Annotated in this window: 21 protein-coding genes and 1 riboswitch; of the genes, 13 read left to right on the forward strand and 8 right to left on the reverse strand. The window is 55.0% G+C overall.

Features of this window, described 5'->3' with window-relative positions:
• Positions 1 to 6 precede the first annotated feature (6 nt).
• Complete coding sequence (gene recF, locus F5984_RS07295; RefSeq protein ID WP_152123589.1) at positions 7 to 1,167, reverse strand: DNA replication/repair protein RecF; 1,161 nt, start codon at positions 1,165 to 1,167, stop codon at positions 7 to 9.
• A gap of 284 nt (positions 1,168 to 1,451) precedes the next feature.
• Here recF and pdhA point away from each other — a divergent pair, with 284 nt between their 5' ends.
• The 5 genes from pdhA to serS all read left to right on the forward strand — a co-directional run bounded on the left by pdhA (position 1,452) and on the right by serS (position 6,748).
• The gene (gene pdhA / locus F5984_RS07300) at positions 1,452 to 2,477 is read left to right on the forward strand and encodes a pyruvate dehydrogenase (acetyl-transferring) E1 component subunit alpha (protein WP_152123590.1); all 1,026 of its coding nucleotides are present in this window, start codon (positions 1,452 to 1,454) and stop codon (positions 2,475 to 2,477) included.
• Between the two features lie 186 nt (positions 2,478 to 2,663).
• Positions 2,664 to 3,359: a tetratricopeptide repeat protein gene (locus tag F5984_RS07305; RefSeq protein WP_152123591.1), complete on the forward strand. Its 696-nt coding sequence runs from the start codon at positions 2,664 to 2,666 to the stop codon at positions 3,357 to 3,359.
• Between the two features lie 153 nt (positions 3,360 to 3,512).
• Entirely contained in the window at positions 3,513 to 4,007 is a 495-nt protein-coding gene (gene ribH, locus F5984_RS07310; protein WP_152123592.1) for a 6,7-dimethyl-8-ribityllumazine synthase, read from the forward strand.
• A 72-nt stretch (positions 4,008 to 4,079) separates the two neighbouring features.
• Positions 4,080 to 5,414 (forward strand): aspartate kinase, encoded by a 1,335-nt coding sequence (locus F5984_RS07315; RefSeq protein WP_152123593.1) that lies wholly within the window; start codon positions 4,080 to 4,082, stop codon positions 5,412 to 5,414.
• A gap of 26 nt (positions 5,415 to 5,440) precedes the next feature.
• Positions 5,441 to 6,748 (forward strand): serine--tRNA ligase, encoded by a 1,308-nt coding sequence (serS, locus tag F5984_RS07320; protein WP_152123594.1) that lies wholly within the window; start codon positions 5,441 to 5,443, stop codon positions 6,746 to 6,748.
• 105 nt (positions 6,749 to 6,853) lie between these two features.
• Here the strand turns inward: serS and F5984_RS07325 are convergent, their stop codons facing one another.
• Genes F5984_RS07325 through F5984_RS07335 form a run of 3 tightly spaced genes read right to left on the reverse strand, consistent with a single transcriptional unit; the run spans position 6,854 to position 9,116 of the window.
• A complete protein-coding gene (locus F5984_RS07325; RefSeq protein ID WP_152123595.1) occupies positions 6,854 to 7,111 on the reverse strand; it encodes a hypothetical protein in 258 nt (85 codons plus the stop codon).
• On the reverse strand, positions 7,074 to 8,258 hold the full coding sequence (locus tag F5984_RS07330) for a glycosyltransferase family protein (RefSeq protein WP_152123596.1): 1,185 nt from the start codon (positions 8,256 to 8,258) through the stop codon (positions 7,074 to 7,076). Before F5984_RS07330 ends, F5984_RS07325 begins: the two co-directional genes overlap by 38 nt.
• Positions 8,259 to 8,261: 3 nt before the next feature.
• Positions 8,262 to 9,116, reverse strand: coding sequence for a UDP-2,3-diacylglucosamine diphosphatase (locus F5984_RS07335; RefSeq protein WP_152123597.1), 855 nt, complete (start codon positions 9,114 to 9,116; stop codon positions 8,262 to 8,264).
• A 161-nt stretch (positions 9,117 to 9,277) separates the two neighbouring features.
• Here F5984_RS07335 and F5984_RS07340 point away from each other — a divergent pair, with 161 nt between their 5' ends.
• The gene (locus F5984_RS07340; protein WP_152123598.1) at positions 9,278 to 9,910 is read left to right on the forward strand and encodes an acetyltransferase; all 633 of its coding nucleotides are present in this window, start codon (positions 9,278 to 9,280) and stop codon (positions 9,908 to 9,910) included.
• A 310-nt stretch (positions 9,911 to 10,220) separates the two neighbouring features.
• Here the strand turns inward: F5984_RS07340 and fcl are convergent, their stop codons facing one another.
• Positions 10,221 to 11,162 carry a GDP-L-fucose synthase gene (gene fcl / locus F5984_RS07345; RefSeq protein WP_152123599.1) on the reverse strand — a complete coding sequence of 314 codons (942 nt, stop codon included), beginning with the start codon at positions 11,160 to 11,162 and terminating at the stop codon, positions 10,221 to 10,223.
• A 225-nt stretch (positions 11,163 to 11,387) separates the two neighbouring features.
• Here fcl and F5984_RS07350 point away from each other — a divergent pair, with 225 nt between their 5' ends.
• The 3 genes from F5984_RS07350 to F5984_RS07360 all read left to right on the forward strand — a co-directional run bounded on the left by F5984_RS07350 (position 11,388) and on the right by F5984_RS07360 (position 13,618).
• The gene (locus F5984_RS07350; RefSeq protein ID WP_246168853.1) at positions 11,388 to 12,383 is read left to right on the forward strand and encodes a toxin-antitoxin system YwqK family antitoxin; all 996 of its coding nucleotides are present in this window, start codon (positions 11,388 to 11,390) and stop codon (positions 12,381 to 12,383) included.
• A 171-nt stretch (positions 12,384 to 12,554) separates the two neighbouring features.
• Positions 12,555 to 13,079 (forward strand): hypothetical protein, encoded by a 525-nt coding sequence (locus F5984_RS07355; RefSeq protein WP_152123600.1) that lies wholly within the window; start codon positions 12,555 to 12,557, stop codon positions 13,077 to 13,079.
• A gap of 110 nt (positions 13,080 to 13,189) precedes the next feature.
• A complete protein-coding gene (locus F5984_RS07360; protein ID WP_152123601.1) occupies positions 13,190 to 13,618 on the forward strand; it encodes a hypothetical protein in 429 nt (142 codons plus the stop codon).
• Positions 13,619 to 13,756: 138 nt separating this feature from the next.
• Here the strand turns inward: F5984_RS07360 and meaB are convergent, their stop codons facing one another.
• Positions 13,757 to 14,731, reverse strand: a complete 975-nt coding sequence (gene meaB, locus F5984_RS07365; protein WP_152123602.1) for a methylmalonyl Co-A mutase-associated GTPase MeaB — start codon at positions 14,729 to 14,731, stop codon at positions 13,757 to 13,759.
• On the opposite strand from meaB, the gene F5984_RS07370 reads away from it, so the two are divergent.
• Positions 14,730 to 16,250 (forward strand): pyridoxal phosphate-dependent decarboxylase family protein, encoded by a 1,521-nt coding sequence (locus tag F5984_RS07370; protein ID WP_152123603.1) that lies wholly within the window; start codon positions 14,730 to 14,732, stop codon positions 16,248 to 16,250. The two genes, meaB and F5984_RS07370, sit on opposite strands and share 2 nt — an antisense overlap.
• A 56-nt stretch (positions 16,251 to 16,306) precedes the next feature.
• Entirely contained in the window at positions 16,307 to 17,365 is a 1,059-nt protein-coding gene (locus F5984_RS07375) for a glycosyltransferase family 4 protein (protein WP_152123604.1), read from the forward strand.
• Between the two features lie 76 nt (positions 17,366 to 17,441).
• Here F5984_RS07375 and F5984_RS07380 read toward each other — a convergent pair whose 3' ends face one another.
• Both F5984_RS07380 and F5984_RS07385 read right to left on the reverse strand, forming a co-directional pair.
• The gene (locus F5984_RS07380) at positions 17,442 to 18,578 is read right to left on the reverse strand and encodes a YncE family protein (protein ID WP_246168854.1); all 1,137 of its coding nucleotides are present in this window, start codon (positions 18,576 to 18,578) and stop codon (positions 17,442 to 17,444) included.
• Between the two features lie 38 nt (positions 18,579 to 18,616).
• Positions 18,617 to 20,527 (reverse strand): TonB-dependent receptor, encoded by a 1,911-nt coding sequence (locus tag F5984_RS07385; protein WP_152123605.1) that lies wholly within the window; start codon positions 20,525 to 20,527, stop codon positions 18,617 to 18,619.
• Between the two features lie 147 nt (positions 20,528 to 20,674).
• Positions 20,675 to 20,890, reverse strand: a riboswitch (cobalamin riboswitch).
• Between the two features lie 302 nt (positions 20,891 to 21,192).
• On the opposite strand from F5984_RS07385, the gene F5984_RS07390 reads away from it, so the two are divergent.
• Positions 21,193 to 21,969, forward strand: a complete 777-nt coding sequence (locus F5984_RS07390) for an SDR family oxidoreductase (protein WP_152123606.1) — start codon at positions 21,193 to 21,195, stop codon at positions 21,967 to 21,969.
• An 83-nt stretch (positions 21,970 to 22,052) separates the two neighbouring features.
• The gene (locus tag F5984_RS07395; RefSeq protein WP_152123607.1) at positions 22,053 to 23,354 is read left to right on the forward strand and encodes a flavin-containing monooxygenase; all 1,302 of its coding nucleotides are present in this window, start codon (positions 22,053 to 22,055) and stop codon (positions 23,352 to 23,354) included.
• The last annotated feature ends 128 nt before the right edge of the window (positions 23,355 to 23,482 follow it).

Below are 23,482 nucleotides of genomic sequence, written 5' to 3' on the forward strand. Positions count from 1 at the left end.
CCATTATCACCGCCCAACGTCAAAAAACCGGACGTCGGCCCGAACGGATTCGAGCAACTGCCGGGTTCGTTCGGGCCGGGCATCGGTGATAAACAACTGCCCAAACGTATCGTGCTCCATCAAGTCAATTAGTTTGCCAATGCGCCGGTCGTCGAGCTTATCGAAAATATCATCAAGCAACAAAATCGGCTTGACGCCTTTCTCGGCCAGCAACTGATCAAACTGCGCCATTTTCAGCGCAATCACAAAGGTTTTCTGCTGCCCCTGCGACCCAAACTTTTTTAAGGGTACGGCCATCCGGGGTACGGCTCCCGGTTCGGCCTCAGCCTCTCCGCTCCCAATCGTGAACAGGTAATCATCTTTGTGGACGCCCATCGTGGTGCGTTGCAGCACCATGTCGCGCCGACGACTCAGCCGAAACTCATCCACAAAATCGGGTTTCCCGACCTCCGACTCGTACACGATCCCGACGGTTTCGCGATCGTCGCTCAGAAAAGCGTAGTGCTGGCAGAACGACGGCAGAAACTCCTCCACAAATCGCCGACGCCGGTCGTGAATACGGCCTGCCAACTGGAGCAGGGGCTCATCGTAGGTATCCAGCAAATCGTTATCCACCTGATTACGCTCGGCCAGAATTTTCAGCAGGCTATTTCGCTGCTTGAGCACCTGCTGGTACGCTAGATAGTCGCGGAGGTAGTCGGCATCGAGCTGCGACAGCACACCGTCGAAAAAGTGCCGCCGGTCTTCCGAATGCTCCCGCACCAGATCGGTATCATTAGGGGCCATGAGCACCACTGGAAACCGGCCAATGTGCTCGCTGACGCGTTCATAGGCTTTTTTGTCGGCCATGACCACCTTACGCTGGCCTTTTTGTAAGCTAATGGTAATCTGCGTATGCCGGGCCAATTGGGGTTCAGGATGAGAATCGGTCAACTCACCCGAAACGAACGTCCCGTCGATAATGAAAAAGTCGGCGTCGTGGTTAATATTTAGAATATCCTGACTGTGAAACGCGCTCTTGGTGAGTGACAGGAAGTAAACCGCATCGAGCAGGTTGGTTTTGCCACTGCCATTGGGCCCCACAATCACATTGACCTGTTGCCCAAACTGGAACCGAATATCTTCGTAGCTTTTAAATTGGGTCAGGCTGAGTTTTTCTAAATACATCAAATGGGCTGATACGAACGTAAGTAAAGCGGAAAGACGCCGACAACAGGACAATTTTAGAACAAATAGCGGCCTCGTACCAATGACAATTCTGAATGACGAACGACTAAATCGTTTTATGCGTAATTTCGCGCCACTGTCCGGCTACCGTTCCCTGCTCTAAGGAAACAAAGTTACCGGAAGCACTGTTCCGCATTGACTGTGTCACGAACGGTGTTTCTGGCAGCAATTCTTCAAAGCAGTACGGTTCAACTCTGGCCCGACTGACCTACGAAATAACCACTATGGCAAGCGTCAAAGAAAAGAAGCAGGCTCCCGCCAAAACGCAGCACCCGAAGGAGCGCTACATGTATTGGTACGAGTCGATGCAGTTGCAGCGGAAATTTGAGGAGAAGGCCGGCCAACTCTACGGCCAGCAAAAAATCCGGGGCTTTTGCCACCTATATATCGGACAGGAAGCGTGTTCGTCGGGGGCTTACTCAGCCCTTACTAAAGACGACAAGTGGATCACGGCTTACCGTGACCACGGCATTCCACTCGCTCTTGGTTCCGATCCCAAGGCCGTCATGGCCGAGCTGTTTGCCAAGCAAACCGGCTCCTCGAAGGGAAAAGGTGGCTCTATGCACATCTTCGACAAATCGGTCAACTTTATGGGTGGCCACGGCATTGTAGGGGCGCAGATTCCGCTCGGCGCGGGTATCGCCTTTGCCGAGAAGTACAATAAAACGCAGAATCTCTGCATCTGTTTCTTCGGCGACGGAGCTACCCGGCAGGGTGCCCTGCACGAGGCCTTCAACATGGCCATGACCTGGAAACTGCCCGTGATTTTTGTAGTCGAGAACAACGGCTACGCTATGGGTACTTCAGTAGCCCGGACCTCAAACGTAACTGAGTTGTACACCCTCGGCGAAGCCTACGACATGCCGTCGGAGCCCGTAGATGCAATGGACGTTGAGGCCGTTCACGAAGCAGTAAGCCGGGCCGCCGACCGTGCCCGCACTGGCGAAGGCCCCACGTTCCTGGAATTCCGTACGTACCGGTACCGCGGCCACTCTATGTCGGACCCGCAGAAATACCGGACCAAAGAAGAAGTAGAGCAATACAAGCAGCGCGACCCGATTGAGCAGGTGAAAGCCCGGATTCTGGAGCTGGGCCTGGCTACCGAAGCTGACCTTGAGGCTATCGACAAGAAAATCAAAGTGCAGGTGGATGAGTCGGTGAAGTTTGCCGAAGAATCGCCCTACCCACCGGCCGAAGAAGCGTTCAAAGACGTGTACATGCAGAAAGATTACCCCTACCTGGTGGAGTAATCCGGGCTTGAAACGTACCCCTGCAGAGGGTAGTGCAACAGGAAGAAACGGGTTCTGATAGGCCTGCTCTTCCGGTAGCATTACCCTTTGTTTGTTTAGATGCGTTACATTTTCTGCTAAAGATTTGACGCTATGCTTTTTCACATTGTCAAATCTTCCTAATTTTGCGATTCAAATTGCAAAAATATGAGCAAGAAGAACACGGCATTGGAGTTTCTGGAAGACCCGGACGCACTGGCGGGTCAGTTGGAGAGAGCCGAAGATTTCTTTGAAAAGAACCGTAACATCCTTTTTGGTGTCGTGGGTGGCATCGTACTGTTGATCGCTGGGTACTTCGGGTATCAATACTACCAGAGTACGCAGGACGAAACCGCACAGAACGAACTGTTCCCCGCCGTTTACAAGCTGGAGGCCGACTCACTCAAGCAAGCCCTCAACGGCACGGGTGCTAACCCCGGTCTGCTTTCAGTTGCCGACAACTACGGTTCGACCAATGCCGGTAATCTGGCTGATTTTTACGCGGGCCTGGCTCTGCTGAAGCAAGGCAAAAATGACGAAGCCATCGAGCACCTGAAGAGCTTTAGCTCGTCGGATCTGCTGGTGCAGGCACGGGCCTATGCGCTCATCGGCGACGCGTACATGGAGAAGAAGAGCTTCGACGAAGCGGCCGACTACTACCAGAAGGCTGCCGACTACAAGCCGAATAAGTTTTTCTCACCTGCTTATCTGACTAAGCTGGCGGTTGCTTACGAGCAGGCCAAGCAAAACGATAAGGCAATTGCTACGTATAACTCAATCATTGAGAAGTACCCGGAATCGGTTGATGCGATCAACGCGAAGAAATATAAATCCATGCTCGAAGCGATGACCGGTGAGTCGTAAGCGTAGGTGAAGCATGTACAACACCCTACAAAAGGACGAAGCCGGTCAGCGGGTTCGTCCTTTTTTCTTGTTTTTGCCATTCCGACGTCAGGAGAAATCTAACTCTCCTAACAGGCCAATACAAGATTTCTCCTGACGTCGAAATGACAAAAGATGTCTTCTGCCAATAAAAACCTGAGTGTTTTCTCCACCGATAACCTCCCTGACATCAGCACGCGTCGGTTTGCCCTGGTGGTAGCCGAGTGGAACGAGGAGGTTACCGAAGCCCTGTTTGAGGGGGCGTACCAAACCCTGCTCAACCACGGTGCCCAGCCCGACCATATCATCCGGGCCAACGTACCGGGTAGTTATGAGCTGACCACAGCCGCCAATTGGCTCGCTCAACGCGCCGACATCGACGCAGTGATTGCCATTGGCTGCGTGATTCAGGGCGAAACCAAGCACAACGACTACATCAACCACGCCGTAGCTCAGGGGCTCACCAACGTGTCTCTGAAAACAAACAAGCCGGTTATTTTCGGCGTGCTGACACCCAATACCCAGCAGCAGGCCCTTGACCGGGCGGGCGGCATTCACGGGAACAAAGGCGACGAAGCAGCCATTACAGCAATCAAAATGTTAAAATTGAGCGAATTAGTAAATGAGTGAATGAGCAAATAGGTTTCGGCCTACTGCGCAGTATTCACTCTTTCACTCTTTCACTCATTCACCAATTAACTCATGCACGTCTGGAAATTTGGCGGAACCTCGGTCGGTAAGCCCGAGCGGATGCACTCAATTCGGAATCTGGTCACTGGCGACCCCAACCGTAAAATCATTGTGCTGTCGGCCCTGTCGGGTACGACCAATGCCCTGTTGTCTATCGCTGAATCGCTCAAGAGCAATCAGGAAGAAGAAGCCATTGAAAAGGCCGAACACCTGAAAGCCCATTACGACTCGTTTGTGCGGGAACTGTACAAAACGAGCGAGGGCCTGGCCAAAGGGCAGCAGATTATTGAGAACGAATTTTCCATGATTCGGTCGCTCATCCGAATCCGGCCGTTTACGCTGAAGCAGGAAAAAGAACTTGTTGCCGAAGGTGAACTGCTCAGTACCCAGATGTTTGCGGCTTATCTCGATGAGCAGGGCGAAAGCGCCGTACTCTTGCCCGCTCTGGAATTTATGCGCATCGATGCCGACGGCGAACCCGAACTGGACGTGATCGAGCAAAAGCTACGCGATATTCTGAAGTCACACCAGGACAAGCAACTAATTGTTACGCAGGGCTTTATATGCCGTAACCCACGCGGAGAAGTCGACAACCTGAAGCGGGGTGGCTCGGACTACACGGCCTCGCTCATTGGCGGTGCTGTACGGGCCGACGAGATTCAGATCTGGACCGATATTGACGGTATGCACAATAACGATCCCCGGATCGTGAAAAACACATTCCCGATTCGGGAGCTGACCTTCGACGAAGCCGCTGAGCTGGCTTACTTTGGGGCCAAAATTCTGCACCCGTCGACGATCACACCGGCCAAAATGCGCGGTGTACCCGTTCGACTGAAAAACACAATGGACCCTGAGGCTCCCGGTACCCTTATTGCCGACAAAACCTCCAGCGATTCGGGTGTGGTTTTCAAAGCGATTGCCGCCAAAGACAATATCACGGCCCTGTACATTCACTCGACCCGGATGCTCAACGCGTACGGCTTCCTGCGTCGGATTTTCGACATTTTCGAGAAGTACAAGACCCCGGTCGATATGATTACCACCTCGGAAGTGTCGGTGTCGGTCACGATTGATAACACGGAGAACCTGGCCGCCATTCAGGCTGAGTTGAGCCAATTCTGCGAGCTGGAAGAACCCGACTACGATCAGACCATTATCTGTATTGTGGGCAATTTCTCGGCCGATAACTCAGGTATTGCTCTCCAGGTGCTTAAAGCAATGGAAGGCATCCCGATCCGCATGATTTCGTACGGCGGTACTGAGCACAATATTTCACTCTTGCTGCACGGCAAGCACAAGGCCGAAGCGCTGAATGCGCTGAACAACGGCCTGTTTAGCGTGTAGTTTTTCACTCATCGGAAGTCAGGAGAATGTTACAAATACCATTTATCCGCGAAAATAAAGAGGCTACTCTGGCCGCATTGCGCAAAAAACACGTTGCCAATGCCGAAGCTACGGTAGAGCAGTTGCTGAACCTCGACAGCCAACGCCGGGATACCCAAAAAGAACTCGACGACACCCTGGCCCGCTCCAACGCCATGGCGAAGGAGATTGGCGGCCTAATGAAGGCAGGCAAGAAAGAAGAGGCCGAAGCCGCTAAAGCCGAAACCGCCAACCTGAAAGTGCGGACCAAAGAGTTGGGCGATGCCCTCACTTCGCTCGAAGAACAGGTGTACACGTTGCTGGTCACCCTACCCAACCTGCCCCACAGCAGCGTGCCGGAAGGTCGCACCGCCGACGATAACGAAGTTGTGCTCGAACATGGCGACAAGCCCCAGCTGCCCGAAGGCGCCAAGCCCCACTGGGAACTAATTGGGCAGTTTGGCCCCAACGGTTCGGCCATTATTGACTTTGAACTGGGCAACAAAATCACGGGCGCGGGCTTTCCGGTGTACCGGGGAAAAGGTGCCCGGATACAGCGCGCCCTGATCAATTTCTTTCTCCAGCAGGCTTCTGAGGCCGGTTATCTGGAGATTCAGCCCCCAATCGTGATCAACGAAGCGTCGGGGTTTGGTACGGGTCAGCTCCCCGACAAAGAAGGGCAGATGTACTTCGCAACCGAAGACAAGCTGTACCTGATTCCGACGGCCGAGGTACCCATCACAAACCTGTACCGCGACGTGATTGTGGCCGAAACCGACCTGCCGATCAAGAATGCGGGCTACACTCCCTGTTTCCGGCGCGAAGCGGGGTCGTGGGGGGCGCACGTGCGCGGCCTCAACCGGCTCCACCAGTTTGATAAGGTAGAGATTGTGCGGGTTGAGAAGCCCGAAAACTCCTACGCGGCTCTCGAAGAAATGAGTCAGTATGTGCAGGGCTTGTTGCAGGCGCTCGAACTGCCGTACCGGGTATTGCGGCTCTGCGGGGGCGACATGGGCTTTGCCTCGGCCCTGACCTACGATATGGAAGTATGGTCGGCGGGGCAGGGACGCTGGCTCGAGGTGAGTTCGGTTTCCAATTTTGAAACCTTCCAGGCCAACCGCCTGAAGCTTCGTTACAAAGAAGACCGGGCCGGTAAAACCCAGTTATTGCATACCCTTAACGGCTCAGCACTGGCCCTGCCGCGTATTTTGGCGGCAATTCTGGAAAACAACCAGTTTATCACCGACGAGGGTAAGCTGGCCATCCGTATTCCGAACGTTCTGGTGCCTTACTGCGGCTTCGAGATTCTGGAATAACGCTTATTTCTACACACAAAGAGGTCGGGTAAATAGCCTAAAACGCTATTTACCCGACCTCTTGCTTTATTGATACTGGGGTTCTTCGCCAAAGAGATTACTCCATTAACAGTCGCAGGAGTAGCTTTCGTAGCCCGGAAATTTGGGAGAAATTACCCCCGCAATCCGCACAATTCGGTCAATAGGCACCGTATCGCCCGTGCCCAGTTCAATTGTATCAGAATTTACTTTTTTGACCAGCGCGTCGGTTTTTATAAACTCGCTCAGGTCGGTCATGTACTCGATCCGAACGAATTTGCCGGGTACAATGCCCGCCCGAAACGCTTCAAACTGGCTGTCGGTGGAGGGTTGCCTGGTGTTCATAGTCGCTTTCTGCCTTTTTTCTACCTAACAAAAAAACAGGCCATTGTATTCGTTTTGTTTCTGAATGGCCCGCCTGAGCCAGCGCATCCAGAAACAACGGGCCACATTGACCATGCCATTGACGGAAGGTCTGGTTCCGGCCAAAATCGTGATGGGGCAGGTAGTCAATCAGCGCCGAGAAATCGAGAGACGTAGCCGCTACCCCAACACCGGCCCGCTGCCCATCGAGCGCGTTGCAATGCTGTTCGTAGTGGTTCGGCTGAGGCATCATCAGCACGGGCTTGTTCAGATAAAACGCTTCGCAAACCGACTCAAACCCCGCCGTTGTAACCACCGCCCGGCACTGCCGCATGGCCTCGATAAAACGGGGGCCATCAATCCGGTAGCAGGTCAGTGTCTCGTCGATGATCTGGTCAGGCTCGGTAGTGGCCGGGTTAAAAAACCGCAGTGGTACCTCGGGGTGTTGCCGGTGTGCTTCGTACAGCCGGGTAGCCAGCCCCGGTTGGGTGAGGTAAGCCAGCCAATAGTTATTCAGGCCCGGTTCCTGATGAGTTACCTCCCGGCGCAGCAAAGGCGGCACTACACGCAACCGCCGGGCCGGCACGTGCGGCAACGCATCGAACGAAAGCGCCAGCCGGGTCACCGCTCCAATCGATGTGAGCCAAGAATTGAACAGGAAGGCTAACCGGGCGGGCCATTTACCCACCGGAAACACAAACTGCGGATGAAACGCCAGATACTGATGCGCCACACAAACCATAGGCACCTCGGGCCAGTAGCGGGCATACGTGAGCCCACCCAGGGGCTCGTAAAAATTAACGACCAGATCGGGTTTATAACGCTCAATGGCGTCGCGAATCTGCCGGGTACTTTGCCGCAACAACCGCAGTTGCCCCACAGTGGCAAGCATCGTTTTGAGCATGAGCAGTTCGTTAGTCCGGGGGCTATATACCAGCGCCGGGCTGGCTACAGATTCAATGGATGTCCCGAATGATTCAGCAAAAAAAGGCGGAACCGGCCGCCCCTCGGCCACGCCCACCAGGGCCGCCACTACCGTGTGCCCGGCCTCCTGCACAATCTGCGCCAGAGCAATTGCCTGTGTCAGGTGCCCACGCCCCTCGCCCTGAACCAAAAATAGCAGACGCATACCTTAGCGGGTTGGTTGGGTTATCGAATCAGGTGTCTGCCCAGTGGTTGCCGGGACCGGAGCAGGTGTGGCTCTTTTGGCGAAAACCGGCTCATCCTCATCATCACCTTCGAGGTCGGCAGTGTAATACAGTAGACTCCAGTGGCCATCGTAATCCTCAACCAGCGCACTCATCGACTCCACCCAATCGCCGGAGTTCATATACAGGATACCATCGTAATCACGAATGGCCGGATGGTGGATATGCCCGCAGATGATGCCATCACAATTACGGGCTCGGGCCAGCTCGGTTAGTTTGACTTCAAAATCAGAAATGTAGTTCACGGCCTGTTTGATGTGCCGCTTCACCTGTTGCGAGAGCGAATAGTAAGGCAACCCACGCCAGGCCCGATACTGGTTATACAGCTTATTACACCATAACAGAAAGGTGTAGCCGAGGTCGCCGAGGTAAGCCAGCCACTTCATCTGCGACGTAATCGAATCGAACACATCACCGTGGGTCACGTATAGTTTCCGGGTACCCGACTCCAGCACGTAATCGCGCCGGATCGAGAAGTTTTTGCCTACTTTCAGCGGCATAATCTGATCCAGAAAATCGTCGTGGTTGCCCCGCAGATAAACTACCTTTGTGTCGTGCCGGATAATGAGTTTCATCACCGTCCGGAAAAAAGCGGTGTGTTTCTTTTTCCAGGCCCCGTACTGCCTGAGTTGCCAGCCGTCGATAATATCGCCGTTGAGAATTAATTTCTGGCAGGAGTAGTTTTTCAAGAACTCGGTCGCTTCGCGGGCTTTGGAGCCAGCCGTACCCAAATGAATGTCGGACAAGACAATTGTACGGAAGTGCCGCTTCGTTTTCATGCACGAAACTATCGTTCACCCATGACGTAATGTTTACGAAGCCATTACGAAACCATTACTATTCAAGACCCTCATTTACAATTTATTAATCCACATACCCGCTTGCTCTCCGGCCCGGAGGGCCGCAAACCAGAGCGGGTCGTTTTGGCGTTATTACCTCTATGGAAAACCCAGTTCTTATTTTCGGGGCCGGTAGCCTCGGCCAAAGTGCCCTCGATATTTTTCAGCGCAACGGCGTTGTTGTGTACGGCCTTTTAGACGATAACAAAGACCTGCACGGGAAAGAATTCGGCGAAATATCGGTGTTGGGCGAAACCGACGATGACGGCTTTCTGAAACTCATTGGTCAGAAATGCGAGGCCTGTGTGGCTATTGCCGATGCCCGCGTGCGGAAACGGCTCGTCAAGATGCTCAACGAACGCCGGAAAGTACAGCCCGTTAATGCCGTTCATGATACCGCCATCATTGCTCAATCGGCGGGCATTGGGCACGGCAACCTCATTGGGGCCAGGGTCGTGGTTAACCCGGCCGCTGAAGTGGGGCAACATTGCGTGATTCAGTCGGGAGCGATTATCGATACGGGAGCCAAAGTTGGCGACTTTGTCCATATCGGTCCGGGGGCCATCATCAACAGCAACGTCACGATTGAGGCCGAAGCGTTCATCGGTACGGGCGTGACCATAGTGGCCGGTATCACCGTTGGGAAAGGGGCCCGCATTGGGGCCGGATCAGTGGTGGTAGAAAACGTAGCGGCTGGCGTTACGGTGTTTGGCAACCCCGCCAAAGCTCTGTAGCATCTCCTTTTACGTAATTAAGCAAAGTCTAAACTAGTTCTACCTGGCTACTTAAGTAGTTGAGCATAAATAGCTTAGACTTTGCTTTGCTTTGCCCCGATGGGGCAACTTATTTTGCCCCATCGGGGCTACCTGTTAGTAGCTCAGTGCATGCGTAACGGACCCGGCTTGACCCCGTAGGGGTTTTCCGACCACAGACGCTTTTGCCATTCCGACGAAGGAGGAATCTTTCTAACCCGTTGATTGTAAGATTCCTCCTTCGTCGGAATGACAAAAGCGTCTGTTTCAAATACTTCCCATTACTGCGTCGCTACTCAACGTATAATTCTTCGTTGGCCAGAAAATCCTGGTACGTCACTTCGAGGCCCTGACGCAAGTCGGTGGTGTGTTTCCAGCCGAGAGCGTGCAGCCGCGATACGTCCATTAATTTACGGGGTGTACCGTCGGGTTTGTCGGTATTCCAGCGGAGTTCCCCTTCGTACCCCACTACCTCCTGCACCAGTTCGGCCAGTTCGCGGATGGTGACGTCTTCGCCCGTACCGATGTTCACAAACAGCTCCTCGTTGTAGTTGTTCATCAGAAACACACAGGCATCGGCCAGGTCGTCGGCGTGCAGGAACTCCCGACGGGGCGATCCGGTTCCCCATACCTCAACGGTAGGTAGGTTGTTGATCTTGGCATCATGAAACTTACGGATCAGAGCTGGCAATACGTGCGAGCCCTGAAGGTCGTAGTTATCGTTAGGACCGTACAGGTTGGTGGGCATAGCCGAAATGAAATTGGCCCCGTACTGACTCCGATACGCTTCGCACAGTTTGATACCCGCAATTTTGGCAATGGCATACGGCTCATTGGTGGGTTCCAGCAAACCCGTCAGCAACGACTCCTCGCGCAGGGGTTGCGGAGCCATTTTAGGGTAAATGCACGACGAACCCAAAAACAGCAGCTTGGTTACCTTATTCTGATACGCGCTGTGAATGATGTTCGACTCGATCATCAAGTTGTCGTACAGGAATTCGGCACGGTATGTGTTGTTTGCCAGAATACCGCCCACCTTGGCCGCAGCCAGAAACACGTACGCCGGTTTTTCGGTCGCAAAAAAGTGGGCTACGGCCGCCTGATTACGCAGATCAAGCTCCGATGAGGTGCGGGTAATGATATTTTCGTAGCCCTTGGCCTGAAGATTCCGAACAATGGCCGACCCCACCATCCCCCGGTGACCGGCTACGTAAATCGTTGCTTGCTGCTCCATGTTTTGGAGTGATGAGTGATAAGCGATGAACGATGAGCACCTTCCATGAGTATCAGCTACTCATCGTTCATCGCTTATCACTCATCACTGTTTTGTATCTTTGAAATAAAACGTGTTTGAATCACGTTGCAAAGTTAAGAAAGTTCTGGCCTTTACCTGCTCTATCAGGTAGCTTGTCATATGTTTACTGTTCGATTTTTAGCTGTACTGATTACCGTTTGTTTAATGGGCCTCTCGCATACCGGTACGTTTGCTCAAAGCCGCACATCGACCCCCTCGGCCCTGACCACGGCGGGAGGTCCGCCTGTGAAGGCCAAAAAGCGAAGCTCGGTACTGTCGAAGGTGCCGTTGCCCACAGCGGCCTCGTCGGTGAGTTCGCTGGTTACCGACTCTACGGGCAAGCTCGCGGCTCCTTCCATGAACGAGCTCACGTCAGAAACCATGCCCGACCTCGGCCTGAAGGTTAAGCAACTCAAAAAACGGAAAGACGAATTTAAGGAAGCCCTGCGCGAGGCCAAAAAGAAGCGCATGGCCCGCACCGAATACGAAGGAATTCCGATTGTACGGATCACCAACAAGTTCGGTTCCGGCGATCGTACCGTGGTCGAAGAATTCTACGTCCTCAAACAGTACCAGAAACCAGCCGCCTACCTACGCGATTTTTACTGGTTCGACCAGAAAGGCAACCGGGTTACCAACGCCGTCCCGCGCGACCGCGAGCAGGCCGAAATCCAGATTATGCACGGCCCCTATAAACGGTTCGACAACGGCAACCTCACCGACGAAGGCTATTATTATGTGGGTGCCAAAGATGGCCGCTGGGAAAAATACGACCGCAACTTTATGCTGGTCGATAAGGTGCGCTGGCACCGGGGTTTTCCGGCCGAAGCCCGAATTACGTATTACGACTCGGCCCATACGCGGGTGAAAGAAGTGATACCGGTCGAGTTTGGTAAGATAAAAGGCACGTACATGGCCTTCCACGAAAATGGCCGCCTGGCCGAAGAGGGCCGCTACGACAATGGCGTGAAAGTAGGCCGCTGGACCGAATACTACCCCAATACAACCCGGCAGTTTCGGCGCAAACTGACCCAGCACGCCCGCGATCAGTGGGATACGGGTTTTGAACCCTACGTGATTAGTGAATGGGACGAAAAAGGCAAGATGACCTACGAACGACCGAAAGAGAACACCGTAGTCGAAGAGGCAGACGATAACTAACCGGGCACGGCCCATACTTCAATCCCAACAGTCGGCGGGTGCATCGAAGCGGTGCGCTCGCCGACTGTTGGATTTTACGGGTAAACCTTTCGGACAAAACACAGTTGTAAATACTGTGTAGCCTTTGGTAGATACCTATCGAACAAAGGCTATCTTATCTCAACGAACGTTATGGAAAACAGAGAAAAAGGTGTCGATCACGACAGCACGCAGATCAACGGGCGTACCGAAGGGCCGCAAGGCACCGACGGCATGGATGTAGATCAGGCGGTGCAGGACAACAAACGAACCGATTTGGTCGACGATTCGGCCAATGGTCTCGATAGCGTACAGGTCCGGGGCGGTCAGGACGGCCGCAACATCCGGGGCTTCGGTGGCATCGATATGGACGGCAAAAACGGGGTCATTCGTAAAGGTGACACCGACAACAGCACCATGGAGGTAACCGAAGAGGGCGCCAAAAACGCAGCAGCCAGTGTAGCCCAAACCAATACATCGACCGTTGATGTGACCTCGGCCGGCCCCGACGATTATGCATCGGCCGATACGGTTGGTGTACCCAACGCGCAGGAGGAGGCCCGCAAAGCTGTCGACTCGGCAGAAGATAACGATAGCGACGCGGACGTTTCTCAGGAGAAAGAGAACGACGACATTGCCCAAACTGGCACCTCAACAGATCATCAGCCAACGTATTGATTCTCAGTTTACGGTTTTCAGTTGGCTGGCGCGTCTGCTCCGGCGGGAAACCGTACACTGAAAACGCTAAACTATAGACTGCAAACTGTAAACTCTAAAACTCAACGATTATGAGCGTTTCAAGCAATTCACGAAAAGAAAGCACCGATTCGTACGCGTCGCAACAGATGCAAAACGGGGGCGATTTACCCGGCACGGATCAGCTCCACCGCTTCAACCAACCCGACAACCGGCAGGTGACAACGGAGCGTATTCAAAGCGATGACACCGACTTTTCGGATGATTTCGCCGAAATCGATGACTCAGTAACGGATGATGAAAGTAGCGTTCGGACACAAACTGACAGCTCAGTAACGGGCTATCAGACGGGTGCAACCTCGATGGGGGGCGATGGCTACAGCCAAACCCAACCAGCCGGTACGCACGTAGAAGATGCCGATACGCACGTAGAAGATGCCGACTGGAATACCACAACCGAAGACGACGGTATGGCTCCAACCCGCACAGACGAACCAGACCGTACCTACGGAAACAGCTAAGCTACGCCTGAGGTAGAGACGCAACATATTGCGTCTCAATCATGCGCCAGCAACCTGCTACGCTGAGACACATGATATTGCTGAGACTGAGACGCAATATCTTGCGTCTCTACTCCGGCACAAAATGCCGGAGCCATTTTATTTCCTGAGCAACCTTTCCACAGCTTGCACAGGTAACAACTCGCCCGTTTTTACAGCCGCTTCGGCTTGTTGTAATTGTTCGGCCATGCCGGGTTGCGCAAAGAAATGGTGCTCCAGCCGCTGACGCAGGTACGTTCTAAACCACGTAATCTGCTGCTCTTGACGCCGTTGCGCCCGGAACCCTTGCTGTTCGCCTTTCTGCTGGTGCGACTGAATCATGGTCCATACTTCGCCAATACCCTCGCCCGTAAGGGCCGAGCATGTCAGCACCGGCGGAAACCAGCCCGTACCTGTAGGCGGAAACAAGTGTAGGGCGTTTTGATACTCTGCCTGAGCCCGATTGGCAGCCTGCCGATTGTCGGCATCGGCTTTGGTAATGGCTAAGGCGTCGGCCAGTTCCATAATCCCCCGTTTCATGCCCTGTAGTTCATCACCCGCGCCGGCCAACATGAGCAGCAGAAAAAAATCGACCATGCCGTGCACGAGCGTTTCGGACTGCCCTACCCCGACGGTCTCGATCAGAATGACATCGAACCCGGCCGCTTCGCACAAAAGCATGGTTTCGCGGGTGCGGTGTGCCACTCCACCGAGCGAGTCGCCAGCCGGCGTTGGCCGGATGTACGCCTGCGGGTTCATGGAGAGTTGCTCCATCCGGGTTTTATCGCCCAGCAAACTCCCCCCCGACCGTTGGCTCGTGGGGTCAACGGCCAAAACCGCCAACCGGTGCCCCTCGCCAATCAGATGCAGCCCAAATGATTCGATGAAGGTGCTTTTACCCACGCCCGGTACACCCGTAATCCCCACCCGTACCGAACGACCTGTATGCGGAGCTACGGCCGCCAGCACATCCTGCGCCAGCACCTGATCGGTAGCCAACCGACTCTCGATGAGGGTAATGGCCCGGCTCAATAGCAGGCGATCACCCGACAAAACGCCATCGATGTACTGCTGAGAGGAAAAACGTGGGCGCATGGTTTCAGACGAACTTTCGGCAAAAGTAAGCGTTACGGCTTATGCCACGAATTTTGCCCCTTTGTGGTTATTCGTAAACATGAGCCCATTACTGACTTCTGCTTACTCGCCCGACACGTTTCGCCAGCAAGGCCACGCCCTTGTCGATTTACTGGCCGATTTTTTGAACAATGCCCAGTCGGGCGAACAGCCACCTCTGCACTACCGCGAACCCGACGATGAGCTGGCGTTCTGGCAACACGATTTTGAGCAACCTGCCAACCCCGACCCAACGGCGGTCTGGAAAAACCTACTCACGCATTCTATTCAGCTGCATAACCCCCGGTTTATGGGGCATCAGGTATCGGCCCCGCTCCCAGTGTCGGCGCTGACAAGTGCGCTTACCAGCCTACTCAACAACGGACAGGCGGTGTACGAAATGGGCATGGCCGGCAACGCGCTCGAACGTGTGCTCACCCGGTGGCTCAGCGAACGGCTTGGCCTCGGCCCTGAAGCAGGCGGACTCATGACATCGGGCGGTACCCTGGCTAACCTGACGGCTCTGCTCACAGCCCGCGCCCTGAAAGCCCCAACCGACGTTTGGGCCGAGGGCAGTACCGACCGACTCGCCATTATGGTGTCGGAAGAAGCCCACTATTGCGTCGACCGGGCGGCCCGGATTATGGGCCTTGGCTCGGCCGGCATTATTAAGGTTCCGACAAACGAACGCTTTCAGCTCCGCACCAATTTACTGGAACCGTACCTGAAACAGGCACAAGCAGACGGCCTGACCGTTTTTGCAGTAATTGGCTCGGCCTGCTCCACCTCGACGGGCTCATACGATAACCTCACCGCCATTGCCGATTTTTGTGAGCAACACAACCTCTGGTTCCATGCCGACGGTGCTCACGGCGGTGTGGCAGCCCTCTCCGATACCTACCGACCGCTGGTACGGGGAATAGAGCGGGCCGACTCGGTGGTGGTCGATTTTCACAAAATGATGATGATGCCCGCCTTAGTGACAGCGGTGCTTTACCGGCGCGATGCCGATGCGTTCCGCACGTTTCAGCAAAAAGCGCAGTACCTCTGGGCCGACGCCAATAGCCCCGACTGGTTCAATTCGGGCAAGCGGGCGTTTGAGTGTACCAAACTCATGATGAGCGCTAAAGTGTACACAGCCCTGAAAACCTATGGCGAAGCCCTTTTTACCGAACACGTAGAAGCACAGTACGGGTTGGCGCGTGCGTTTGCTGGCCATATTACCGAGCAACCTGATTTCGAGGTGGCAGTGTCGCCCGAGAGCAACATCGTCTGTTTTCGGTACATCGGGGCAGGCATTGCCGCTGACCGTGTCAGTGCGCTCAACAGTGCTATTCGGCAGGCTATGCTCACCGGCGGGCCATTCTACCTTGTCCAAACCAACTTGCGCGGGCAAACCTGGCTGCGGGTGTCCATCATGAACCCGCTCACCACGCTCGACCACCTTAAGGAGTTGCTCGATGCAGTACGGAAGTTGGGCCAATTCATTCAACCCATTTAAACTCAAGTCGCGCGTACCCGTCAACCACTATCTTTGCGCGGTCGAAATCTACTTGTATGCCCCGTATCTTCATCGACGCCGAACGTCTGCGCGACCCCTACAGTGGTCTGGGTCAATTTTGCCTGCATCTCGGCCACGAACTTACTCTTCAGAACCCTGACCCCCAGCAGTTTCAGCTCACCTTTGGCGTACCTAAAGCCGAAGTTGGTGTGTTTGGCGATACTGTCCGGTACCACCCGGTGTCGTGGCACGACCGGATCTGGCGTTCGGGTGAGTACGACCTCTGGCATAGCCTGCACCAGGACGTTTCGATGCTACCGGCCTCCGGTAAACGGCTCATTCTGACGATTCACGACCTCAACTTTCTGGAACGAACCGATTACTCGATTCAGAAAAAGGCGGGCAAGCTGATGGCCCTCCAACGGAAAATTGACCGGGCTACCGCCCTCACCACCATATCAGAGTACACAGCCTCCGTTGTGCGCGAGCATCTGAATGTACCCGACTCGAAACCGCTACGGGTCATCTACAACGGCGCAGCCGTGAACCCCGATGGAGCGGCTACCAAACCCGCTTTTTTACCAGCCGAGGTTCCGCCTTATTTCCTCTTTCTGGGCGTAATTCACCCGAAGAAAAACGTGCATGTGCTTCTACCCTTGTTGCAGGCCTTCCCGGACTACCGGCTTATTCTGGCCGGCGACAACACGCATGACTATGCCCTACACATTCGGCAGCAAGCCATAAAGCTGGGTGTTTCGGAGCAGCTACTCATGCCGGGACCAGTGAGCCAGGAAGAAAAAGCGTGGCTCTACAGTCATTGCGAAGCCTTTTTGTTTCCGTCGCTGGCCGAAGGCTTTGGCCTGCCCGCCGTAGAAGCGATGGCCTATGGCAAACCCGTTTTTCTGTCGAAGCTCACGAGCCTGCCCGAAATTGGAGGAATGGACGCGTTCTATTTTGAGTCGTTTGAGCCCGACGACCTGGTAAACACCTTCCGTGAGGGCATGATGCAGTATCACGAAGACCCCCTCCGCGCCGACCGCATACGCTGGCACGCCCGCCGGTTCAGCTGGAAAAAAGCAGCCAAGGCGTATTGGGAAGTGTATCAGGGGTTGTAGGGTTTAGCGATGTCATCTCTCCAAACGAGATGACATCGCTGAAAACAGAAGTGATTTTACACCAATCAATGACCTTCTACCGGAAATAAAATCCGCTGGGGGCAATCTCGACCCGTACTGAGTCGATCAGGCGGGCTGTGGTTGGGTTAAACCGCAACACAAACCCAGACTGCTTGTACGAAGGGGTGACACCGGCGTAGATGGTACCATCGCGGGGGTCAACGCCCAGACCCGAGAATAGCCGGTTGATGTACGGGGTAGTGGCCGGAATAGACGTATCGTTGATCGAGAAGCTGTACGTTTCGCCTTTTTGCTTGTATCCATCGGCCGCGTCGTAGAACGAGTACACAAACAGGATATTTTGTCGATTAGGGCCAAACGTGATGTGACTGGGGCTTTTGGCGGTGCTATTCCCAACGCGCATCCGGTTAACAACCGTCTTATTCTGGGCATTCATCCGAATCATCTCATTGGCCGAATACACCCAAAGCTGCCCGTTGGCATCGAGCCCGATAGGCCGCGGATTGTTACCTAGGGTGATTTTCTGCTTCACCTCGTCGGTGGTCACGTCAACCACGTACAGGTCTTTCTCGCCCCCGTCGGAGCCAACCAACACCTCAGAACCGTTGGCCACCAGCCGCTCGGCCCCTTTCGAAACCGTAATTTTCTTCACCACTTTCCGGCTCGCCAGATCGACAACGGCAATGTAGCCGGGGTTCGGGTAAAAGTTAGAGAAATCGCCGGTAGCACCCCAGCACGAGATGTACGCCTTGTTAGGAGCCACCTGCACCACATGACGTGGATTTTCAATGTCGGGAGCTGCCAGCGTTGCCAGCGACTTAAACGTACCTACCTCTACAATTTCAACTTTATCCTGCCCGGCCGTACTGTTATCGACCAGAATAACCCCCTTCCCGTCGATCTCGGTATAGCCCTGCATACCGCCAATGAGCGAGCGGTTGTTGGCTTGCTGAAAAATATTGGTACTGGCCGTAACGCTGTTGCGCGGCACAAACGACAGGGTGCCGTTATTGTCGGTGAAGTTGCCGGAGTTGAGCACGATAACCCCCTGCTCGTACGGCGACGGCTCCGGGTCGGTGGTTTGGCAGGCAGTTACGAAAAGAGCCGACGCCAGCGCCATAGCTACCGGGAAAGCAGCCGTACGTACTGGGCTGATCGGGCGAGAATTCCTGTTGAGGAAAGACTGATTCATGATTGTATTCGGATAAGTAAACTCGTTTAAAACGCTATTCATGGGGTAGTCAGGATCACATTCAGGGCGTAGTTACGGCCGGGCATGGCGTTCTGCTTCACGTTCAGGATCAAGGCATCGAACAGATTATTCACTTGCCCCTGCACCTGCAATCGAAGCCCACCCAGCCGCACCGGTGCCGACGCCATCAGGTCGGTCAGCACAATACCCGGCAGATACTGCGTGTTATCGAACGTACTGTACCGGCGCGATTGCAGTTGGGTCAGCAACGTGACCCGCCACTGACGGTACTGCGTGTAGGCCATAGCCGAGGTAGTATGCACCGGCACATAAGGCAGTTGTTTGCCCACAATATTCTGAGCGTACACGTCGTATGCCCGCAACTGCGACGACCGGGTGAGGCCGTAACTGAGCCGCCCACCCACACGCCAGTGTTTTTGGGTGTACGTGGCCGTTGTAGCCAGTTCTAACCCACGTGCCAAGACCTGTTGCAGGTTTTCGACCCGGTAGCCCCGGTCGGGGTTCCAGTACGTCCAGTCGTCGATTCGATTGCGGTAAGCCGTACCATCAACGGTCACGAGCCAGGATGCCGTTGGCTGTATGCGGGCCGACAGCCCCACTTCGGCGTTCAGTCCGTGTTCGGGCCGAAGGTCGGGGTTACCGAGGTTTTTCCAGTATCGTTCGTTGAGCGTTGGCACCCGGTAGCTCCGCCCTACCGACGCCCGGGCATTCAGACGGCTCCGGTCGCGCTGCACCAGTGTGTAGTCGATACCCAGCGAAGGGGTCGGGGGCGGGTTAAAGCCCATTACAAACCCTTGCCGGAAGTTGGCCGAAGCCGTTAGCCGTCCGGTTTGGTACCGCGCCAACGCGTACACATCGGCCCGGTTTTCGGTAATCAACTGGCCTCCGTAGCCATCCACGCGGGTCCGGTAATGTACCACCTCGGCTCCAACGCGCACCTGCCAGAGCGACTCCCCGCCCCAACTCCCGACCAACTCGCGTTCGAGCCGGGTGAGCAGACGGTCGGTGAGTGAGTGGCTCGGTTTTGAGAAATCGGCCTTAGCGTAGTCGAGCACATCGCGCAGCCAACCCGCACGCACCGTCCAGCGGTCGGCCTCGTACGACGCCAGGAGCCGGTAGCCCTGCGTGCGGGTTCGTTCGCGGCCGAGGGTGTCCGCTGGGGCAACGGTTACGGCATAGTCGGTGAGCCAGGCATTGAGCGACCACTGCCCATTCCGGCGGTTACGCCAGAAGAAATCCTGCATCAGTCCGCGTTGCCAGGCGTTGGAAGGCTCCATGAAATAGTAGCCCCGCTCCCGATACGGATACCGATTGTTAAACTGATGGTTGTACAAGGTGGTTTTTCCGGCCAGTTGCCCAGCCGGAGTCGGCCGACCGGCAAACTGTACCGAAGCCTGCATCTGCCTATTTTGAAAACTGGCCTCTCCATACCCTACCGACGCCCGCACTCCCTGCTGGGCATATGTTGGGAGCGAACGCAACAATAGGCTCCCCCCCACGGCATCGGAACCGACCGCACTGCCCCCCGATCCGTACTGCACCGACACCTGATCGAAGCCCAAAGCGGGTAAGCCCGAAAAGTCGGTTTGGCCGGTCATCGGCTGGTTTACGTTGACACCATTCCAGAGAACCGCTGTGTGGTTGGGCGACGTACCCCGAAACGAAACCGTCGAGATTTGGCCCCCGCCGTAGTTTTTGAAAACCAGCGGAGTCTGAAACGCCAGCAAATCGCTCAGGTTCTGAAACCGGAACTGCTGCAAAGCTGCCGAGTCGACCCGTTCGAGTTTCTGACCCGCCAGGAATCGTTCGGGCGCAGAAGCCCGCACGGTCACCATCGACAGCGATACGGGTTCCTGTTGGCCGAAAACCGACACCGAACCAAACACCAGATGGGCAAGCCAAAGCCTGCCTACACATTGCTTTTGCACAAGATTGTTTTTCCAAACCCTGGCCTAAGTCAGACCCGGCTTACCCCGCAGGTAGCCATACATCACTCAGAACAGGATCATGTACGAACGGCCGCGCACCCGCATACGGGTTTACAGCCAAACCGGCATCTTTCCTCCGAAAATGCGGCCAATAGTCGGCTTGCGGCAGGTCTCCTGGCTTGTTTCCAGATGGTTCGGGCCTTCCCATGCCGCCGAAGCGGCACAGTGGCAAAGCAGGTTAGAACCATCTGCTTCATGAAACTTACAGTTGCGGGGACAGCTCCGGCTCCTCACCGGTATTCCCTATTAAGCCTTGAAAGCCACCGTGAAATGGCATCAGGCACCGTAAACTGGGGGCAAAGATAGAAAAAGGATTCTGGTTTGGTGCCCCCCAACGTCTAAATCAAGCGAGCGGTCAACGCCCCATTTGTGAAGGGGGTACGCACCACATACCCGGCAAATGATGCGGGTGCAGGACAAGTTTATTTTTTTCGACAGGATTACAGGATATACAGGATTTTCTTCCATAAAAATAATCCTGTATATCCTGTAATCCTCCGGGCCGCCGGGCGGTCGAAGAAAGCTTTCATCGGGCTTATCACAAAGAACTTGTCCTACACCCAATGATGCACAAGCCCTATTTTTGACCCTAAAATCGCTATAACATGAACGCACTCTCCACCTTGTGGACACTTCAGCATACGCACGCCTTAGTGACGGGCGGCACCAAGGGCATTGGCGAGGCTGTGGTCCGGCAACTCCTTGACCTCGGCGCGGCCGTTTTCATTGTCGCCCGCGACGCCGACCGGCTGGCCGAAGGGCTAACTGAATACCGGCAGCAAGGCTATACGGTAGACGGGCTGGCGGCCGATGTGAGCGAGCCGGGTGTGGCCCAGACCGTGCTCGAAGCCGTTACCCAACGCTGGGGCAAGCTCGACATATTGGTCAACAATGCCGGTACCAACATCCGAAAAGCCACCGCCGAATACACCCCGACCGAATACGATCAGGTGATGAACACCAACCTCCGGTCGGCCTACGAAATGTGTCAGGCGGCTTACCCGCTGCTGAAAGCCTCGGGGCGCGGGGCCATTGTGAACATCTCGTCGGTATCAGGGCTTACCCACACGAGCAGCGGGTCGTTATACGGCATGAGCAAAGGCGCTATGAATCAACTCACGCGTAACCTCGCCGTAGAATGGGCACCCGACGGCATTCGGGTCAATGCCGTAGCGCCCTGGTACATTCGGACTCCACTGGCCGGACCTGTGCTGGACAACCCCGAAAAGCTGGGTCGGATTCTGCAACGCACGCCCATGAACCGGGTTGGCGAGCCACACGAAATAGCCTCAGCCGTGGCCTTCCTGTCTATGCCTGCCTCCAGCTACGTAACCGGGCAAACACTGGCCGTGGACGGGGGAATTTTGGCCTGGGGATTCTAACCGTTTCGGCAAACGGCAGGCTCTAAGTGAGATTCGCGCCGTAACGGCCTTACTAAAGGCATCACCCCACCTGAAGTTTACGTATGGAAACACCCTCGGTTTGCATCATCGGCGCTGGGTCATCAGGCATTGTAGCCGCTAAAACGCTCCATGAGCACGGCATTCGTTTCGATTGTTTCGAGAAGGGGTCGGCTGTTGGGGGCAACTGGCGGTACAATAACGACAACGGCATGTCGTCGGCGTACCGGTCACTGCATATCAATACGAACCGCGACATCATGGCCTACTCCGACTACCCGATGCCGCGCGATTACCCCATGTTTCCGCACCATAGCCAGATTATCCGGTACTTCGACAGCTACGTCGATCATTTCGGAATCCGGCCCTTTATCCAGTTTAAGACCTCGGTAGAGCGGGTATGGCCGGCCGACGGGGGCTATTGGGTACAAACCGAATCGGGTGGGGCTCGGCAAACCCGCTGGTACCCACACGTGATTGTGGCCAACGGGCACCACTGGCATCCGCGCTACCCAACCCCACCGTTTCCGGGTACGTTTACGGGCGAAACCCTGCACTCGCACGATTACAAAACACCGGATCAGATAGCGGGCCGTAAGCTGCTGATTGTGGGCATTGGGAATTCGGCGGTCGATATTGCCTGCGAAGCCGCCCGGCAATACAACGAACCCGTGACCATCTCGACCCGCAGCGGGGCCTACATTCTGCCCAACTGGCTGCTGGGCCGACCGTTCGACTCGCTGGCGAACCCGCTCACGTCGCGGTTGCCGCTGAGCCTGCAACGGTTACTGCTCCGGGCATCGTTGCTACTGGCACGGGGCCGTCAGTCGGCCTACGGAGTACCAGTACCCAATCGCCCGCTCCTGAGCGAGCACCCTACCATTTCGCAAGACTTACTGAACGTAAGTGGCCGGGGCCTTGTTCGATTTAAACCCGACATTCGGGCGTTTTCGGGGCATGAGGTAACCTTTACCGATGGCTCCCGCGACACCTTCGACATGCTCATTTACGCCACTGGGTATCAGGTTTCGTTTCCGTTTTTCGACTCGGACTTTATATCCGCCGGAGACACCAACAATTTGCAGCTTTACCACCGGGTTATTCACCCCGACCACCCCGGTCTGTATTTTCTGGGCCTGATTCAACCCTTAGGAGCTATCATGCCACTGGCCGAATTACAGGCCCAATGGATTGCCCGTTTGCTAACCGGCCACTGTAGTCTACCCAACCGGGCCGAGATGCTTCGTTCTATTCAGGAACAGGCTAACCGGAATAGCCGCCGGTACAAGCCGTCGGCACGGCACACGTTACAGGTTGACTTTTATCCGTACAAACGGCTACTTGAGCGCGCCATGCAAACCCGCTGAGCGCAGTCAGTGCACATCGGCCTGCATTAAAATATAGTAAAAGCAGGTTACTAAAACCCGTTTAAACGGAAAACAAAAGCGTGGTAACGAAAAACTTGGCCCGAATAGTATATGAAAAGTTGCCATAA

This window comes from Rudanella paleaurantiibacter (assembly GCF_009184635.1).
Classification (GTDB): domain Bacteria; phylum Bacteroidota; class Bacteroidia; order Cytophagales; family Spirosomataceae; genus Rudanella; species Rudanella paleaurantiibacter.

Coding starts and splice junctions, on each gene's coding strand:
- recF (WP_152123589.1), bottom strand. CDS start 1,167: ATGTATTTAGAAAAACTCAGCCTGACCCAATTTAAAAGCTACGAAGAT.
- pdhA (WP_152123590.1), top strand. CDS start 1,452: ATGGCAAGCGTCAAAGAAAAGAAGCAGGCTCCCGCCAAAACGCAGCAC.
- F5984_RS07305 (WP_152123591.1), top strand. CDS start 2,664: ATGAGCAAGAAGAACACGGCATTGGAGTTTCTGGAAGACCCGGACGCA.
- ribH (WP_152123592.1), top strand. CDS start 3,513: ATGTCTTCTGCCAATAAAAACCTGAGTGTTTTCTCCACCGATAACCTC.
- F5984_RS07315 (WP_152123593.1), top strand. CDS start 4,080: ATGCACGTCTGGAAATTTGGCGGAACCTCGGTCGGTAAGCCCGAGCGG.
- serS (WP_152123594.1), top strand. CDS start 5,441: ATGTTACAAATACCATTTATCCGCGAAAATAAAGAGGCTACTCTGGCC.
- F5984_RS07325 (WP_152123595.1), bottom strand. CDS start 7,111: ATGAACACCAGGCAACCCTCCACCGACAGCCAGTTTGAAGCGTTTCGG.
- F5984_RS07330 (WP_152123596.1), bottom strand. CDS start 8,258: ATGCGTCTGCTATTTTTGGTTCAGGGCGAGGGGCGTGGGCACCTGACA.
- F5984_RS07335 (WP_152123597.1), bottom strand. CDS start 9,116: ATGAAAACGAAGCGGCACTTCCGTACAATTGTCTTGTCCGACATTCAT.
- F5984_RS07340 (WP_152123598.1), top strand. CDS start 9,278: ATGGAAAACCCAGTTCTTATTTTCGGGGCCGGTAGCCTCGGCCAAAGT.
- fcl (WP_152123599.1), bottom strand. CDS start 11,162: ATGGAGCAGCAAGCAACGATTTACGTAGCCGGTCACCGGGGGATGGTG.
- F5984_RS07350 (WP_246168853.1), top strand. CDS start 11,388: ATGGGCCTCTCGCATACCGGTACGTTTGCTCAAAGCCGCACATCGACC.
- F5984_RS07355 (WP_152123600.1), top strand. CDS start 12,555: ATGGAAAACAGAGAAAAAGGTGTCGATCACGACAGCACGCAGATCAAC.
- F5984_RS07360 (WP_152123601.1), top strand. CDS start 13,190: ATGAGCGTTTCAAGCAATTCACGAAAAGAAAGCACCGATTCGTACGCG.
- F5984_RS07370 (WP_152123603.1), top strand. CDS start 14,730: ATGGTTTCAGACGAACTTTCGGCAAAAGTAAGCGTTACGGCTTATGCC.
- meaB (WP_152123602.1), bottom strand. CDS start 14,731: ATGCGCCCACGTTTTTCCTCTCAGCAGTACATCGATGGCGTTTTGTCG.
- F5984_RS07375 (WP_152123604.1), top strand. CDS start 16,307: ATGCCCCGTATCTTCATCGACGCCGAACGTCTGCGCGACCCCTACAGT.
- F5984_RS07380 (WP_246168854.1), bottom strand. CDS start 18,578: ATGAATCAGTCTTTCCTCAACAGGAATTCTCGCCCGATCAGCCCAGTA.
- F5984_RS07390 (WP_152123606.1), top strand. CDS start 21,193: ATGAACGCACTCTCCACCTTGTGGACACTTCAGCATACGCACGCCTTA.
- F5984_RS07395 (WP_152123607.1), top strand. CDS start 22,053: ATGGAAACACCCTCGGTTTGCATCATCGGCGCTGGGTCATCAGGCATT.